The organism is Burkholderia sp. AU17457 (assembly GCF_002223255.1).
Lineage (GTDB): Bacteria > Pseudomonadota > Gammaproteobacteria > Burkholderiales > Burkholderiaceae > Burkholderia > Burkholderia sola.
This window is the reverse complement of record NZ_NKFB01000008.1, coordinates 735,244-751,756: the sequence shown is the minus strand read 5'-3', so window position 1 is coordinate 751,756 and position 16,513 is coordinate 735,244. Positions and strand designations below refer to the sequence as shown.

Here is a 16,513-nt window from a genome sequence, read left to right as displayed (position 1 = left end):
GTGCAATCCGGCGGCCGCCCGCGGTTCGTGAGTGGTTCCATAACAAGGAGTGGAGACATGAAATCCGTGACGCGTCGTACCGTATTGAGTTCGCTTGCCGGCGCCGCCGCGCTGGCGATTCTCGCGCTGGGCACGCCGCTCGCTCATGCGAGCAAGGACAAGCCCGAGATCGGCTTCTGTATCGACGACCTGCGCGTCGAGCGCTGGTCGCGCGATCGAGACTATTTCGTCGCGGCCGCGACGAAGCTCGGCGCGAAGGTGTCGGTGCAGTCGGCCGACGCGAGCGAGGCGCGGCAGATTTCGCAGATCGAGAACCTGATCTCGCGCGGCGTCGACGTGATCGTGATCGTGCCGTTCAACTCGAAGACGCTCGGCAACGTCGTCGCCGAAGCGCGCAAGGCCGGCATCAAGGTCGTGTCGTACGACCGCCTGATTCTCGACGCGGACGTCGACGCGTATATCTCGTTCGACAACGAGAAGGTCGGCGAGCTGCAGGCGCAGGGCGTGTTCGACGCGAAGCCGAAGGGCAACTATTTCCTGCTGGGCGGCGCGCCGACCGACAACAACGCGAAGATGCTGCGCGAAGGACAACTGAAGGTGCTGAAGCCCGCGATCGACCGCGGCGACATCAAGGTCGTCGGCCAGCAGTGGGTGCCCGAATGGAGCGCGTCGACCGCGCTGCGGATCGTCGAGGACGCGCTGACCGCGAACAACAACAAGATCGACGCGATCGTCGCATCGAACGACGGCACGGCCGGCGGCGCGATCCAGGCGCTCGCCGCGCAGCATCTGGCCGGCAAGGTGCCGGTGTCCGGGCAGGATGCGGATCTCGCGGCGGTCAAGCGCGTAATCGCCGGCACGCAGACGATGACCGTCTACAAGCCGCTGAAGCTGATCGCGAGCGAAGCCGCGAAGCTCGCGGTCGATCTCGCGAAGGGCGCGAAGCCCGCGTTCAACGCGCAATACGACAACGGCAAGAAGAAGGTCGACACGGTGCTGCTGCAGCCGACGCTGCTGACCAAGCGCAACGTCGACGTCGTCGTGAAGGACGGCTTCTATACCCAGGCCCAATTGGCGAGCCAGTAAACGGACGACGGACGCGACGCGCGGCCGCCGCGACGGCGGCTGCGCTTACTGCGAGGCATGAACGAATGACGGAACCCTTGCTGACGATGCGCGGCATCGTCAAGGCATTCGACGGCGTGAAGGCGCTCGACGGCATCGACCTGACCGTGCGCCCCGGCGAATGCGTCGGGCTGTGCGGCGAGAACGGCGCCGGCAAGTCGACGCTGATGAAGGTGCTGTCGGGCGTGTATCCGCACGGCACGTGGGACGGCGAAATCCGCTGGGAAGGCGCGCCGCTCGTGGCGTCCGGCGTGCGCGACACCGAGCGCGCGGGCATCGCGATCATCCATCAGGAGCTGATGCTCGTACCCGAGCTGTCGGTGGCCGAGAACATCTTCCTCGGCAACGAGATCACGCTGCCGGGCGGGCGCATGCACTTCGCGGCGATGGTCCGGCGCGCGGAGGAGCTGCTGCGCGAACTGCGGATCGACACGATCAACGTCGCGCAGCCGGTGATGAACTACGGCGGCGGCCACCAGCAGCTGATCGAGATCGCGAAGGCGCTGAACAAGCAAGCGAAGCTGTTGATCCTCGACGAACCGTCGTCGTCGCTGAGCGCGTCGGAAACGCGGATCCTGCTCGACATCGTGCGCGACCTGAAGCGGCGTGGCGTGGCATGCGTCTACATCTCGCACAAGCTCGACGAAGTGGCGGCCGTGTGCGACACGGTCACCGTGATCCGCGACGGACGCCATGTCGCGACCGAGCCGATGGCCGCGCTGACCACCGACCGGATCATCGCGATGATGGTCGGCCGCGAGATCCGCGACCTGTATCCGCGCGAACCGCACGAGATCGGCGACGTCGTGCTCGACGTGCGCCACGTGACGTGCCGCGACGTGACGAACGCGCGCCGCAAGCGCGTCGACGACGTGTCGTTCAGCGTGCGGCGCGGCGAGATCGTCGGCGTGGCCGGGCTCGTCGGCGCGGGCCGCACCGAGTTGATGCAGGCCATCTTCGGCGCATATCCGGGCGCGTGCACGGCGACCGTGACGATGAACGGCCGGCCGCTGTCGATCCGCTCGCCGGCCGACGCGATCCGCGCCGGCATCGCGATGGTGCCGGAGGACCGCAAGCGCCACGGCATCGTGCCGCAGCTCGGCGTCGGCCACAACATCACGCTGGCGGTGCTGCAGCGCTTCGCGGCGCGCGGGCGGATCGACGCGGCCGCCGAGCTCGACGCGATCCGCACCGAGATGCAGCGGCTGTCGGTGCGCGCCGCGCATCCGTTCCTGTCGATCGCGAGCCTGTCGGGCGGCAATCAGCAGAAGGCGGTGCTCGCGAAGATGCTGCTGACCGAGCCGCAGGTGCTGATCCTCGACGAACCGACGCGCGGCGTCGACGTGGGCGCGAAGGCGGAGATCTACCGGCTGATCTTCGCGCTGGCCAAGCGCGGCGTCGCGCTGATCGTCGTTTCGTCGGAGCTGCCGGAGGTGCTCGGTCTCGCCGATCGCGTGCTGGTGATCGGCGAAGGCGAGTTGCGCGGCGATTTCGTCAACCGGGACCTCACGCAGGAACAGATTCTCGGCGCCGCGCTGAAGCCCGCGCGGCTGCCCGCCGAACCCACCGCAGCGAGTGCGATATGAATTCCGAACTGTCTTCCTCGACCCCGGCCACGCCGGATACGGATGCGCGTCGTCCCGACGGGCGCGCGCCGCGGCTGGCGTTGCGCCACGTCTTCACGCGCTACAAGGTGCTCGCGCTGCTGTTCGCGGTCGTCGCGATCTGGGCGTTCTTCTCGGTGCTGACGGACGGCGCGTTCGTCACGCCGCGCAACGTATCGAACCTGCTGCGGCAGATGTCGATCACCGGCATGCTCGCGTGCGGGATGGTGTTCGTCATCATCGCGGGCGAGATCGACCTGTCGGTCGGCTCGCTGCTCGGGCTGCTCGGCGGCGTTGCCGCGATCCTCGACGTCAACCGCCACTGGCCGGTCGCGGCGACGGTCCCGGCCGTGCTCGCGCTCGGCGTGCTGATCGGGCTCTTCAACGGCTGGTGGTCGACCTATCGGCGCGTGCCGTCGTTCATCGTCGGGCTCGGCGGGATGCTCGCGTTTCGCGGCATCCTGCTTGGCGTAACCGGCGGCTCGACGATCGCACCCGTGTCGGACGGCTTCGTGTTCATCGGGCAGGGCTATCTGCCGCGCGTCGCCGGGGACGGCCTCGCGGTGCTGCTGTTCGTGGTCGCGACGCTGCTGGTGGTGCGGCAGCGCGGCACGCGGCGGCGCTACCGGCTCACGGTCGCGCCGTTGTGGCAGGACGTCGCGAAGATCGTCGGCGCGGGCGCCGTGCTGTTCGCGTTCGTCGCGACGCTCGACCGTTACGGCGGCATTCCGGTGCCCGTGCTGCTGCTGCTCGTGCTGCTCGGCGTGTTCTCGTGGATCGCGACGCAGACCGTGTTCGGCCGGCGCATCTATGCGGTGGGATCGAACCTGGAGGCGACGCGGCTGTCGGGCGTGGATACCGATCGCGTGAAGCTCGTGATCTTCGCGCTGATGGGGCTGATGTGCGCGTTTGCCGGCCTCGTCAACACGGCGCGGCTCGCGGCCGGGTCGCCGTCCGCCGGCTCGATGGGCGAACTCGACGCGATCGCCGCGTGCTTCATCGGCGGCACGTCGATGCGCGGCGGGTCGGGCACCGTCTACGGCGCGCTGATCGGCGCGCTCGTGATGGCGAGCCTCGACAACGGGATGTCGATGCTCGACGTCGACGCGTACTGGCAGATGATCGTCAAGGGCGCGGTGCTGGTGCTCGCGGTGTGGATCGACGTGGTGTCGCGGTCGAACCGGCGGTGACGCGCCGGCCGGTCGCGAGTCGACGAAGAGGCAGACCATGGAACGAGACACGATGCGCGTGCCGGATGTTTCCGTGCGGGTGGCCGGGCCGTTCGCGATGCCGGATGCCGGTTCCGTGCTGGACCTCGATGACCCGCGCGACCGCCAGGTGATCGCGGATGCACTGCGCGCGCTGCTGCGCGAGCGTTCCGAAGCGCTCGCGTTCGCGATGCGCATGGCCGACCAGTGCGGCCGGCCGCGGCCCGATGCGGCCGATTTCGCGCTGACCGACATCATTCGGCTCGCACGCGTCGTCGAGCGGATCGAGCGGGACGGCGCGTCGCAGCGCGCCGCCGTGCCCGCGGGCGGGCGCTGAACGGCGAGGCGGCCCCGCGCGCCGGCCGCGGGGCGAAAGCGCCACGCGTGCCGCGCGGTCGACGTTCAACGCGGCGAATCCATCGAATCGCACGCCGATCGGGGGACGAGGATTCCTCGAGTCGCGTGTGACGCGGCCGTTTCCTTACAACGCGTAATTGACCCACCCGGTCCTGACGCGCACCATGCGCGGTTGCCGCCGCTTCCCGCCACTGTCATCGTTTGCGTTCAGGATGGCATGACGTGTGGCGGCCGGAGCCGCTGGTGCGGGCGAAGCGGGGACGCTGCGGCAGATGCCTGACCGACGGCCCTCCGCTTCGCGGTGCCGGGACGCCCGGCGACAGCGGCACGCTTTCGATGAAGTTCGAACCCAGGGCCGCGCGCGGGCGTGGCCGCAACGACCAAGGGAGACGCATGAGCGGCATGAAACGGATGAAGGACAACGCGGGCGACGCTTCGCGACCCGAGTGGATGTCGGACGATGCGCTCTCGCGGCGCACGTTTCTCCACAGTCTGGGCGCATTGGCGATGCTCGCCTGCGGCGGGACGTTCGGCGGTGCGAGCGCCGCATTCGCCGCGGTATCGCCGGGCTCGACGGCGGCCTTCGTCCATCCGGGCCTACTGCATACGCAGGCCGATTTCGATCGCGTCGCGCAAAAGGTGATGACGCACGCGCAGCCGTGGTTCGACGGCTGGTCGGTGCTGATCGCGAACAGCCACGCAAGCCGGTCGTGGCAGCCGCGGCCGCAGGTCGAAATCGATCGCGGCGGCAGCGGGCCGCAGAACTATGGAATCCTGTACAACGACGTCGCCGCCGCCTATGCGTGCGCGCTGCGCTGGAAGGTGACCGGCGACAAGCTGTATGCGGACACGGCCGTGCGGATCATGAACGAATGGGCGGCGACGCTGAAGCGCCTGGGCGGCGATTCGAACGTCGACCTCGCGGCCGGGCTGTACGGCTACGAGTTCGCGAATGCCGGCGAAATCATGCGCGGCTATCCGGGCTGGGCGGCGGCGGATTTCGCCGCGTTCCAGCGGATGATGCGCACCGTGTTCTACCCGATCAACACCGATTTCCTGCATCGCCACAACAATACCGAGATCACGCACTACTGGGCGAACTGGGATCTGTGCAATATCGCGTCGATCCTCGCGATCGGCGTGCTGTGCGACGACCGTCCGCTGTTCGACGAGGCGATCGACTATTTCCGCGCGGGGCCGGGCAACGGCGCGATACCGCAGGCGGTGTATTACCTGCATCCGGGCCATCTCGGCCAGTGGCAGGAGAGCGGCCGCGACCAGGGGCACAACACCCTCGGCATCGCGCTGGCCGGCGCGATCTGCGAGATGGCGTGGAACCAGGGCGTCGATCTGTACGGCCATGACAACAACCGTTTTCTTGCCGGCGCCGAATACGTCGCGAAAGCGAACCTGCGCCAATCGCCCGACGGCCCGTTCTTCGACGTGCCCTACGTGACCTACTCGAACGTGAACGTCACGCAAACGCAGTTCGCGACCGGCGGCCAGGGCGGGGTCCGGCCGTGCTGGGCGCTCGTATACAACCACTACGTGAACCGCAAGGGGCTCGCGGCGCCGTGGTCGAAACGCTTCGCGCTCGCGGCGCAGCCCGAGGGCGGCGGCGGCAACTACGGGCCGAACAGCGGCGGCTACGACCAGCTCGGCTACGGCACGCTGATGTACACGCGCGATCCGGCCGCGCCAGCGTCCGCGCCGAGCGGGCTGACCGCCCATGCGAGCGCCGGGCGCGCGGTGCTGTCGTGGTGGGGCGTGGCGAACGGCACGCACTACACCGTGAAGCGCGGCGCGGCGTCGGGCGGCCCGTACACCACCGTGGCGGCCGGCATCGTCGACCCGCTGACGTGGACGGACAGCCCGGCCGCGGGCACCTGGTATTACGTTGTGAGCGCAACCACATCGACCGGTGAAACGCAGCATTCCGCGGAGGTGCGCGTGGTGACCGGCCAGCAGTTGCAGATCTGGCTGCCGTTCGACGAATCGCGCGGCGTCGCCGCCGCCGATCGCAGCGGCAACGGGCACCCCGGCGCGCTGGTCGGCGGGGCGGCGTTCGCGCCGGGGCGCAACGGCAATGCGCTGTCGCTCGACGGTGCGGGCAGCCATGTCGCGCTTGCGGCGGGCGTGCTGGCCGACATCTCGGATTTCACGGTCGCGGCATGGGTGTGCGCGCGCACCGTGCGCAAGTGGTCGCGGGTGTTCGACTTCGGCGCCGGCACCGGGCGCTACATGATGCTCACGCCGCTGGCCGACACCGGCGCGCTGCGCTTCGCGATCACGGTCAACGGGCCGCACGGCGAGCGGCGCATCGATGCGAAGGCGCCGTTGCGTGCCGCGCAGTGGGCGCACGTGGCAGTCACGCTGGCGGGGACGACGGCCACGCTCTATGTCGACGGCGCAGCCGTCGGCAGCGCGACCGACGCGTTTCTCGCGCCGTGGCGGCTTGGCCCGACCGCGAACAACTGGATCGGGCGCTCGCAGTTCGCGGCCGATCCGGCCTTCGACGGCCTCGTGAGCGATTTCCGCGTGTACCACGGGGCGCTGACGGCGGCGCAAGTCGCCGCGCTTGCGCGGTAGGCGCGCCACACGCTGTGATGGCGCGAGACGCCCGACGCCGGATTTCCGGCGTCGGGGCGCCTTCCTTTGGCTCCCGTGCGATTTTCCGGTCAGGTATCTTCAAGCCTGATCACGGTCGACGATCATGGCGATAGCCGGGGCCGGCCGAGGGCTTTCCGCGAATCGCTCGCGCTCGTATCGAGGGCGTCAACTGGCGCGGCCCTTTCGACTTTCCCGTGGCACTGCATGCAGAGGATCTTGCCGAGCATCGAGGCCGACCCTCCCTTTCCGTCAGCGAGTCCGCGCGCCTGACGACGTGTGGACTGGCACTGGCGAGCGACGGGCACGCGTCGGGCAGCAACGGCGGGGCCCGGCGCAAGGGGTGACTGCGAACGCGTATGTCGATGGCGGCAAGGCGCGCCAGGCGCTTGCGATCGTCGGGATTCGCCACCGTGCATGGCGATCGTGACGGCTTCGCATGACATGCAATACGCTATTCTGTCGTCCTCAACCGCCAGCCCGATCCGATGAAGCGTCCGTCGTTTTCCACCCAACTCGTCATGCTCTGGGCACTCGTCGCGGCGCTCTGCGCGACGCTGGTCGCGGTCGTCTGGGTCACGGCGAGTTCCGCCGAGAGTCAGCAGGTGGCCAGCGCGAAGGCCGCCGGCGCGTCGGCATGCGAAGCAGTCGCGTCGCGTTACGGTGCGTCTTCCGCGTCGGCAGGCGCCGGGCCCGCTCCGGAGCTGATGCACGCGATCCTCGACATGGTGCTGTCCCGTGCGCCCGACATGGAGGGCGGGTTCTGGATGCCCGGCGCCGCCCCGGCGGCGAGCGGCTTTCTCGCGTACTCCTTTCCCACCTATCAGGGCAGCGGCGTCAAGCACGACGTTCCGGAAGCGGAAACGCCGCTGATCCTCCGCACGCTGCGCGCTGCGGCCGCGACGCATGCCGCGACGGCGAACGTCGTCGAAGGCGCGCAGGATGCGGTGATCGCGGCGGCCTGCCCGGTACGCGGCGGATCGGGGCTCTACGTGTGGATGCTGACGCGTGCGCGCCCGCCGCTGGGCCGGCACGGGGAATTGCTGGCCACGGGCCTCGCGGCCGTGCTCGCGGTGATTCTGGCGATCGCGGCGGCGCTGGCCGTGGCGCTGCGCCGATGGAAGCGCAATCTCGCACGGATCGAGAGCGGGCTGGGGCCCGGCGGTCGCGAGCATCAGCTGCCGTACGTCGGCGAACCCGATCTCGACCGCGTCATCGATGCGTTCAACGAGCGGGCGCGGCGCGCCGACCAGTTGCAACAGCAGGCCGACGAGCTCCGTACGCGCCTCGCGCAGGCCGAGCGCTTCGGCATGCTGGGCAAGCTGGCCGCGCAGGTCGCGCACGAAATTCGCAATCCGATGGGCGCGATGCGGCTGAAGGCGGAAAACGCACTGGCGGGCGACGGCCGGCGGCAGCAGGACGCACTGCGCGTGATCCTCGCGCAGATCGAGCGCGTCGATGCGCAATTGTCGAGCCTGCTCGCGCTGACGCAGCCGGTGCGCCCGCATGCGACACGTGTCGACGTCGACGCGTGGCTCGCGCAGGTCGTCGACGCGCATCGCGAGCTCGCGCAGCGGCAAGCGATCGACCTGACGTTCTCGCTCGCGGGGCAGGCCGAACGGCTCGCGTGGCCGTCGGATCGTCCCGCTTTTGATCCCGACCAGATGCGGCGGGCGCTCGACAATCTGCTGCTCAACGCGCTGTACCACGCGGGCGACGGCGGTGCGGTCACGCTCGCCGCCGAGCGGCGTGCGTTCGCGGGGCGCGACTGGCTGCGCATCACCGTATCGGACAGCGGCCCCGGCGTGCCGGCCGCGCAGCGCGAGCGGATTTTCGAGCCGTTCGTGACGGGCCGCGCGGACGGCACGGGTCTCGGCCTTGCCGTCGTCCGCGAAGTGGCGGCGGCGCACGGCGGGCACGCGCGCCTCGACGGGGGCGCCGCATTCGTGATTGAAATTCCATGGCAAACATCCTCATAGTCGACGACGACGCGGCCTTTCGCGACAGCCTCGCCGAAACGCTCGCCGATCTCGGTCATCGGGTCGTCGAGGCCGCAACCGGTCGCGCCGCGCTCAGCACGCTCCGCGACGGCGGCGGCAACGGTATCGAATGCATCTTTCTGGATTTCCGCCTGCCGGATCTGGACGGGCTGGCCGTGCTCGCGCAACTGCGTGACGACCCTGCGCTGGCCGCGATTCCGGTCGTCATGCTGACGGCCCATGCGACCAGCGACAACACGATCGAAGCGATGCGGCTCGGCGCATTCGATCACCTGACGAAGCCGATCGGGCGTCGCGACATCGCGCAACTGCTCGAACGCATCGTGTCGGCGAATCAGCCGCCCGCGCTCGCGCCGTCCGACGACGGTTTCGCGGGCGAACCTTCGGCGGACCGACCGCAACTGCTGGGCGTGAGCGCCGCGATGCGCGACGTGCAAAAGCAGGTCGGCCGCGCCGCGATGAGCGACGCGACCGTGCTCGTGACCGGCGAGACGGGCACGGGCAAGGAGGTGGCGGCCCGCGTGCTGCATGCCGCATCGGCCCGGCATGCGGGGCCGTTCGTCGCCGTCAACTGCGCGGCCATCCCGGCCGACCTGCTCGAAAGCGAGTTGTTCGGGCATCGTCGCGGCGCGTTCACGGGGGCGCATGCCGATCGCGCGGGGCGGCTCGTCGAAGCCGACGGCGGGACGCTTTTTCTCGACGAGATCGGCGACATGCCCGCCGCGATGCAGGCGAAGCTGCTGCGCGCGCTGCAGGAGCGCGAGGTGATGCCGCTCGGCGCGGATCGCCCGACCGCGATCAACATTCGCGTCGTGGCTGCGACGCACCGCGACCTCGCCGCGGCCGTCGCGAACGGCACGTTCCGCGAAGATCTGTTCTATCGGCTGAACGTCATTCCGCTGCACCTGCCGCCGCTCGCGGAGCGTGTGGCCGACATCCTTCCGCTCGCCGCGCATTTCCTCGGCAGCGCGGCAGGCACGCGCGCGCTGCATCTGACGAACGACGCGCAGCGCGCGCTGCTCGATCACCGCTGGCCGGGCAACGTGCGGGAACTGCGCAACGTGATGGAGCGCGCGGCCGCGCTCGCCCCCGGGCCGGCCGTCAGCGCGGCCGATCTCGGCCTGGCCGCCGTGCCGGCGCGCGAGTCGGGCGCCGGGGCGGTGCCGGCGCACCTGCTCGACATGCCGCTGCCCGATGCGCTGGCGACGGTCGAGCGCGCGGCGATCCTGCACGCGCTCGAGCGCGCGAACGGCAATCGTGCGGAGGCCGCGAGGCAGCTCGGCATCGGCCGCCAGTCGCTCTATGCGCGCATGGCGAATCTCGGGATCGAGCGCGACGACTAGTCGCGCCGTTTCGACTGTCGGGAACGCCGACATCCGGTGAAGCGACGTGTCGGGAAATCCGACATGTTTCGCGCGCGTCGTCGTTCGGCGCATGGCAGAGCGGTGCATCGCAGGTTGGCACGGGTATTGCGGATACCGATGCATCGCAATCCATTGCCGGAGCCCGTCATGAAGCCGTACCCGTCTGTCGTTCGATCGCGGTCGTCGCGCCGTGCCGCCGTTCGCCGGTCATATCGTGCGCTTTGCGCTGCCGCACTCGTTGCCGTCGCAACGGTCAGCGCGGCGCAGGTGCCGCCCCCACCGCGTGCGGAAGACCCGGCCGGCGCCATGCCGCCGCCGCCTGCCCCCCCTGGGCCTCGCGCGCTTTTGCCTGCCGTGCCCGGAAACGCCATCGCCCCGGATGCGCTGGTTTCAGGCACGCTGTCGCGGCTGACGATCAATCCGGAAGGCGCCGTCGACGGCTTCGTGCTGACCGACGGCACGCTCGTCCGCGTGCCGCCGCATCTCGGTTCGCAACTGACGGCGCTCGTGCGGTCGGGCCAGCGCGTCACGGTAGCCGGCGAACGACGCGTCGACGATGAAATCCATGCACGCGTGATCCGCAACGACGGCACCGGCGCGTCGCTGTCCGATCAGCCGCCCGCGCCCGTCGCGCCCGTGCCGCCCATGCTGCGCGGCGTCAACCTCGCCCGCCTGAGCGTGTCCGGTGTCGTGCGTCGCGTGACGCACGCGCCGCGCGGCGAGCCGGACGGCGTGATGCTCGACAGCGGCGCGATCGTCAAGCTGACCGTTCCGGCCGCGCAGCAATTCGGCGCGTTGCTCGTCCCCGGCGAGCGCGTGGCCGCGGTCGGTTACGGCACGCGCAACGCATACGGCGAAGCGCTGCAGGCGACGGCGTTCGGCGCGCCGGGCCATGTCGTGAATCTCTACGACGATGCCGCGCGCTGATCGCGCGACGCCTGTTCCCCCATCCATCGAAAGGAGTCCTGTCATGCACTGGATCGATCCCGCCTGCTTGCCCGAAACGCGCGGCCGCGTCACGCAGTTCCTGCTCAATCCGCACGGAGAAATCGACGGCCTGATCCTGAACGGCGACCTGCAGGTCCACGTACCGCCGCATCTGGGCCGCGAACTGGTGCGCCATGTCGCGGTCGGCGACCGCATCCGCGTGCGGGGCGTCAAGCCGCGTCGCGCGGAGATGATCGCGGCCGTGCAACTGACCGGTCGCGGCGGCATCGACATCATCGACGCCGGCCCCGAGCACGCTGTCCCGAGGCCGCCGCGGCCGGCTCGGCAACCGATGGAATTGAGCGGAGAAGTCGCGTTCGGGCTGCATGGACCGAAAGGCGAGCTGAACGGCGCGTTGTTGACGAGCGGTGTCGCGCTGCGGTTGCCGTCGCATGCCGCGGAAGCATTGCACGACTACCTGCAGGCCGGCATCCATGTGCAGGCGTGGGGGCACGGCGTCGTCACGCCGCACGGCACGACGCTCGACGTGACCGACATTGCCGAGCTCGTCGATGCGGATGCCGAATGATCGTGCGATGGTGAGACGCCCATGAGACCGGCACGCGCGCTCGAGGCGCTCAACTTCTTCCTGGCCGACGTGCAGGCCGGCATCGGCCCGTTCATCGGCGTCATCCTGCTGTCGCGAGGCTGGGGTGCCGATGCAATCGGCTCGGTCATGACGCTGGCCGGGCTCGCCGCGATGGCCGCGACGCCGTTGGCCGGCGCGCTCGTCGATGCGGTGCGCGCGAAGCGGGCGCTGATCGTCGTGGCGACCGCGGCGACGGCGCTTGCGTCGCTGGCGATGATGTTCGTCCACAGCTATCCGGCGGTGGCGGCGTCGCAGATCCTGGCGGCGGTCAGCGGCGCGGTGCTGGCGCCGGCCGCCGCGGGCGTGACGCTCGGCATCGTGCGTCGGCAGGGTTTCGACCGGCAGTTCGGGCGCAACCAGATGGCGAACCACGCCGGCAACGTCGCCGGTGCGGCGCTCGCCGGGTGGCTCGGCTGGCACGTCGGATTCGACGCGGTGTTCGCGCTCGTCGGCGTGTTCACGGTCCTGGCGATCGTGAGCACGCTGGCGATTCCCGGGCACGCGATCGATCATGCGTGCGCACGTGGTCTCGATCCTGCCGACGCCGCGCCGAAAACGGATGCGACGCATCCCGATACGTTCACCGCGGCGTCGACGTCGCGCGTCGGCGGCCTGCGCACGCTCGCCGAAAACCGGCCGCTGGTGCTGCTCGGTGGGTCGCTCGCGCTGTTTCATCTCGGCAACGCCGCAATGCTGCCGCTCTACGGGATGGGCGTCGTCGTCACGCATCGCAGCAACGCGAGCGCGTTCACCGCACAGACGATCGTCATCGCGCAGTGCGTGATGATCGTGGCCGCGTGGCTCGCGCCCCGGCTGATTCGATCGCACGGCTACTGGCGGGTGCTGCTGTTCTCGTACCTCGTGCTGCCGGTGCGCGGGCTGGTCGCCGCGGCGTGGATGAGCGAAGCGGGCGTATGGCCGGTGCAGGTGCTCGACGGCATTGGCGCCGGACTGCAAAGCGTGGTCGTGCCCGCACTCGTGGTTCGCCTGCTGCATGGCTCCGGCCGCGTGAATGCCGGGCAGGGCGCGGTCGCGACCGCGCAGGGTATCGGCGCGGCGCTCAGCCCGGTGCTGGGCGGCGTGCTCGCGCAGCACTTCGGCTATCCGGCCGCGTTCGTCGTGCTGGGCGCCGTGTCGACGGGCTCGCTCGCGCTATGGCTCGGCCATGCGCGGTCGCTGAGCAGCGTGTGCGGCAAGCCCGCCGATCTATCGGCGACATCGTCGTGACGGCGATGTCGATTCCCATGCCTCCGTCCACTTGCCCATGAATCCTGTTTCGCTTGCCTGGCTGATTTCCGCGCTCGCCACCGCGGGCGTCATCACGCGCCCATTCGGGTGGCCCGAGGCCACGTGGGCCGTGAGCGGCGCGCTGCTGCTGGTCGTGTTGAACCTGTTGCCCGTCGCCCAGGCGCTGGATGCCGTCGCGAAAGGCGGCGACGTCTACCTCTTTCTGACGGGCATGATGCTGCTGTCCGAGGCGGCCCGTCGCGAGGGGCTGTTCGACTGGGTCGCGACGCACGTCGTCAATCTCGCGCAGGGCTCGCCGCGGCGGTTGTTCGCGCTGATCTACGGGGTCGGCGTCGTCACCACGGTGTTCCTGTCGAACGATGCGACCGCCGTCGTGCTGACGCCCGCGATCCTCGCCGCCGCGCGCCGTGCGAAGGCCGATCCGATGCCGCTGCTGTACAGCTGTGCGCTCGTCGCCAATGCCGCCAGTTTCGTGCTGCCGATTTCGAATCCGGCGAACCTGGTGCTGTACGGCGCACACATGCCGGCGCTCGGTGTATGGGTCGCCCACTTCGCGGCGCCGTCCGTCGCGTCGATCGCGTGCACGTTCGTCATGCTGCGGATCGTGCAGCGACGTGCGCTTTCCGGGCGTTGCGCGTCCGGGCTGCCGGTGCAGCCGCTGACGAGCGGGGGACGCATCGCGTTGGCAGGCATCGCCGCAACGGCCGTCGCGCTGATGGCGGTATCGGTCGCCGATCGCCCGCTCGGGTTGCCGACCGCGCTGGCGGGCGTCGTCACGGTCGCATGCGTGGTGATGCGGGATCGCGCGGCGGGCGTGCCGATCGTTCGCGCGATTTCGTGGAGCGTGCTGCCGCTCGTCGCGGGCTTGTTCGTCGTCGTCGAGACGCTCGACCGGATCGGCGCGGTGCGCGCGCTGGCGGGCCTGCTGCAGATGCTGATGCAAGGCGGCGAGCACGTCGCCGCGGCCGTGGCCGGCGTCGCGGTCGCGCTGGGGTCGAACGCGGTCAACAATCTGCCCGCCGGGCTGATCGCGAGCTCGACTATCCACGCCGCGCACAGCCCGCAAACGGTGGTCGATGCGATTCTGATCGGCGTGGATCTCGGTCCGAACCTGTCGATCACCGGATCGCTCGCGACGATTCTGTGGCTGGCGGCGATCCGGCGCGAAGGGCTGCAGGTCGGGTTCCGCGCATTCCTCGCGGTCGGCGCGTGCGTGATGCCGCCGGCGTTGCTGCTCGCGCTGGGCGCGCGGTTCGTGGTCGGCGGCTGACGCGCGATGCGCGTCGCGTCAGTCGTCCCGGCCGGCCTAGAACGAATAGGCGAGCGACGCGAACAGGCTGCGCGGCGCGCCCGGCGTGACCCACAAGCTGTTGTACGAGCTGACGTAGGTGGTGCGATTGAACAGGTTGTTCAGCACGACCGACGCACGCAGGTGCTTGTTGACCTGAACGTAGCCGTTCAGCTGCACGGTCGCGTAGGCCGGCAGTTCGAAGCCGTCCTGCGTGTTGGCCGTGTTGCCGGCGCGGCGCCCGACGTAGATCACGCCGGCGCCGGCGCCTGCCTTGTCCGCGAACGGCAGGGTCGTCTCGTACATCAGCAACGCGCTGCCGCTCAGACGCGGTACGTCGACGAGGCGTGAGCCGGGCGCGAGCACGGTATCGCGCGTGACCTCGGCGTCGACGTACGCGAAGTTGGCGATGCCGCGCAGGCCGTGCCCGAGATCGCCGCTCCATTCGAATTCGACGCCGCGGCTGCGCACTTCGCCGGCCGCGCGCGAGAAGCCGGCATTCGCCGGATCGGCGGTGAGCACGTTGCGCTTGGTCACGTAGAACGCCGAGACGGTCGTGAGCGAGCGCGCACCCGCCCATTTCGCGCCGGCTTCGTAGCCGTGGCCCTTTTCGGGATCGAATGCGTTGCCGCCGACGTCGGCGCCGTTGTTCGGTCGGAACGAATACGCGGTGTTCGCATAGAGCGACCACGTGGGGCTCATTTCATACACGACGCCGATACGCGGGCTCACCGCGGTCTGCAACTGGCTCGTCGTCACGCCCTTCAGACGGTTGTCGATCGACTGATGGAAGCGGTCCCAGCGCAGCCCGGCCAGGATCTTCCAGTGCGGCCCGAACGCGAGCGTGTCCTGCGCGTAGACGCCTTGTCCGTTATCGCGTTCGAGCAGGTTGGTCGCGGTGCGCAGCGTCGGCGCGGGCTGGCCGTAGACCGGATCGAAGATGTCGATCGCGTACGGCGCCGCGGCGCTCGGCGTGGAGCGCGCGACGAACTGGTCGTAGTTGAAGCGGTACGCATCGACGCCCATCACGAGCGTATGGCCGATGCCGCCCGTGCGGAACGTGCCGGTGGTTTCGAGGCGGCCTTGCAAATCGTTCGAGTGAAACGCGACTTGCCGGTAGCGGCGCCACAGCGTGCGGCCGTCCGGCTGCAATGCGAAGGCCTCGGACGAGCGCCCCGACAGGTCGGTGTTGCGTTGCGCGACGCCGGCATTGATCGACCAGTTTGAATCGAAGCGATGCTCGAGCGTGAACTGATGACCCGTGTTGCGCACGTCGTAGTCGCCATCGCGCGGCTCGCCGAGAAAGCGCGACGCGGGGATCGCGCCAAGCTGGCCGTTGACCGCCAGCACGCCGCGATCGAGCGGCGCACGCTGACGCGCGCTCTCGAATTCGTAGTGCAGTGTCGTGTCCGCGCCGATGTCCCACGTGAACGACGGCGAGAACAGGTAGCGTTTGCTCGACACCGTGTCGCGAAAGCTGCCGTTGTTCTCGTTCATCGCGACGAAGCGGTACGCGAGCGATTTCGTGACGGGGCCGGTCGAATCGAGGGTCTGGCGCAGTGCGCCGTAGCTGCCGGCCGACACGCCGATGGTGTTCGCGCGTGCGAACTGCGGCTGCTTCGTCGTATAGCTGATGATCCCGCCCGGATCGCCGCGGCCATACAGCGCGGACGCCGGCCCCTTGAGCACTTCCATGCGCTCGAGGTTGACGGTGTCGCGCGGCACGCTCATCCCGCGATTCCACGAGAAGCCGTTGACCAGGTAGTCGGTGCCGGACGTGTTGCCGTCGCCGGCGAAGCCGCGCACCGCGTAGTTGTCCCACAGGCCGCCGAAGTTGTTCTGGCGCGAGACGCCTGCGACCCAGTCGTAAAGATCGTCGCCGCGGGTGGCGGACACGGTCTGGATCAGCTTCGTATCGACGCTGCTGACCGCGAACGGAATCTCCATCACGTCCGCCTCGCCGCGCGTCGCGCTCGTCGATTCGCGCGTGCGGAACGGCGCCGTCGCGCGTTGCGCGGACACCTCGATCGTGGGCAGCGACGTCTCCTGCGCGTCGGCCGCGCCCATGCCGGTCGTGCCGACGACGATGGCCATCGGTGCGGCCGCCCAGTTCCTCCTGCTCATACATCTCCTCTT

General features: G+C 69.6%; 12 protein-coding genes. 11 read left to right on the top strand and 1 reads right to left on the bottom strand.

The features are described from left to right. Nucleotides 1–57 precede the first annotated feature (57 nt). The 11 genes from xylF (at nt 58) to CFB49_RS33305 (ending at nt 14,359) form a co-directional block, all read left to right on the top strand. On the top strand, nt 58–1,086 hold the full coding sequence (gene xylF, locus CFB49_RS33355) for a D-xylose ABC transporter substrate-binding protein (protein ID WP_069620033.1): 1,029 nt from the start codon (nt 58–60) through the stop codon (nt 1,084–1,086). Between the two features lie 65 nt (nt 1,087–1,151). Then, nucleotides 1,152–2,711, top strand: a complete 1,560-nt coding sequence (xylG, locus tag CFB49_RS33350) for a D-xylose ABC transporter ATP-binding protein (protein WP_089493511.1) — start codon at nt 1,152–1,154, stop codon at nt 2,709–2,711. Then, the gene (locus CFB49_RS33345) at nt 2,708–3,919 is read left to right on the top strand and encodes a sugar ABC transporter permease (RefSeq protein ID WP_069620035.1); all 1,212 of its coding nucleotides are present in this window, start codon (nt 2,708–2,710) and stop codon (nt 3,917–3,919) included. The genes xylG and CFB49_RS33345 overlap by 4 nt, the downstream gene beginning before the upstream one ends. 37 nt (nt 3,920–3,956) lie before the next feature. Next, nucleotides 3,957–4,274 carry a hypothetical protein gene (locus CFB49_RS33340; protein WP_089493510.1) on the top strand — a complete coding sequence of 106 codons (318 nt, stop codon included), beginning with the start codon at nt 3,957–3,959 and terminating at the stop codon, nt 4,272–4,274. A 422-nt stretch (nt 4,275–4,696) separates the two neighbouring features. Next, a complete protein-coding gene (locus CFB49_RS33335; protein WP_373453203.1) occupies nt 4,697–6,883 on the top strand; it encodes a LamG-like jellyroll fold domain-containing protein in 2,187 nt (728 codons plus the stop codon). Between the two features lie 506 nt (nt 6,884–7,389). Then, entirely contained in the window at nt 7,390–8,880 is a 1,491-nt protein-coding gene (locus tag CFB49_RS33330) for a sensor histidine kinase (protein ID WP_089493509.1), read from the top strand. Next, nucleotides 8,862–10,244 (top strand): sigma-54-dependent transcriptional regulator, encoded by a 1,383-nt coding sequence (locus CFB49_RS33325; RefSeq protein ID WP_089493508.1) that lies wholly within the window; start codon nt 8,862–8,864, stop codon nt 10,242–10,244. The genes CFB49_RS33330 and CFB49_RS33325 overlap by 19 nt, the downstream gene beginning before the upstream one ends. Before the next feature lie 375 nt (nt 10,245–10,619). Further along, nucleotides 10,620–11,192: a hypothetical protein gene (locus CFB49_RS33320; protein WP_256122071.1), complete on the top strand. Its 573-nt coding sequence runs from the start codon at nt 10,620–10,622 to the stop codon at nt 11,190–11,192. Between the two features lie 43 nt (nt 11,193–11,235). After that, nucleotides 11,236–11,781, top strand: a complete 546-nt coding sequence (locus tag CFB49_RS33315; RefSeq protein ID WP_089493507.1) for a hypothetical protein — start codon at nt 11,236–11,238, stop codon at nt 11,779–11,781. Nucleotides 11,782–11,802: 21 nt separating this feature from the next. Further along, the gene (locus CFB49_RS33310; protein ID WP_089493506.1) at nt 11,803–13,068 is read left to right on the top strand and encodes an MFS transporter; all 1,266 of its coding nucleotides are present in this window, start codon (nt 11,803–11,805) and stop codon (nt 13,066–13,068) included. A gap of 37 nt (nt 13,069–13,105) precedes the next feature. Continuing rightward, the gene (locus CFB49_RS33305) at nt 13,106–14,359 is read left to right on the top strand and encodes an arsenic transporter (RefSeq protein WP_089493505.1); all 1,254 of its coding nucleotides are present in this window, start codon (nt 13,106–13,108) and stop codon (nt 14,357–14,359) included. 36 nt (nt 14,360–14,395) lie between these two features. Here CFB49_RS33305 and CFB49_RS33300 read toward each other — a convergent pair whose 3' ends face one another. Further along, the gene (locus CFB49_RS33300; RefSeq protein ID WP_089493504.1) at nt 14,396–16,501 is read right to left on the bottom strand and encodes a TonB-dependent siderophore receptor; all 2,106 of its coding nucleotides are present in this window, start codon (nt 16,499–16,501) and stop codon (nt 14,396–14,398) included. Between the last annotated feature and the right edge of the window lie 12 nt (nt 16,502–16,513).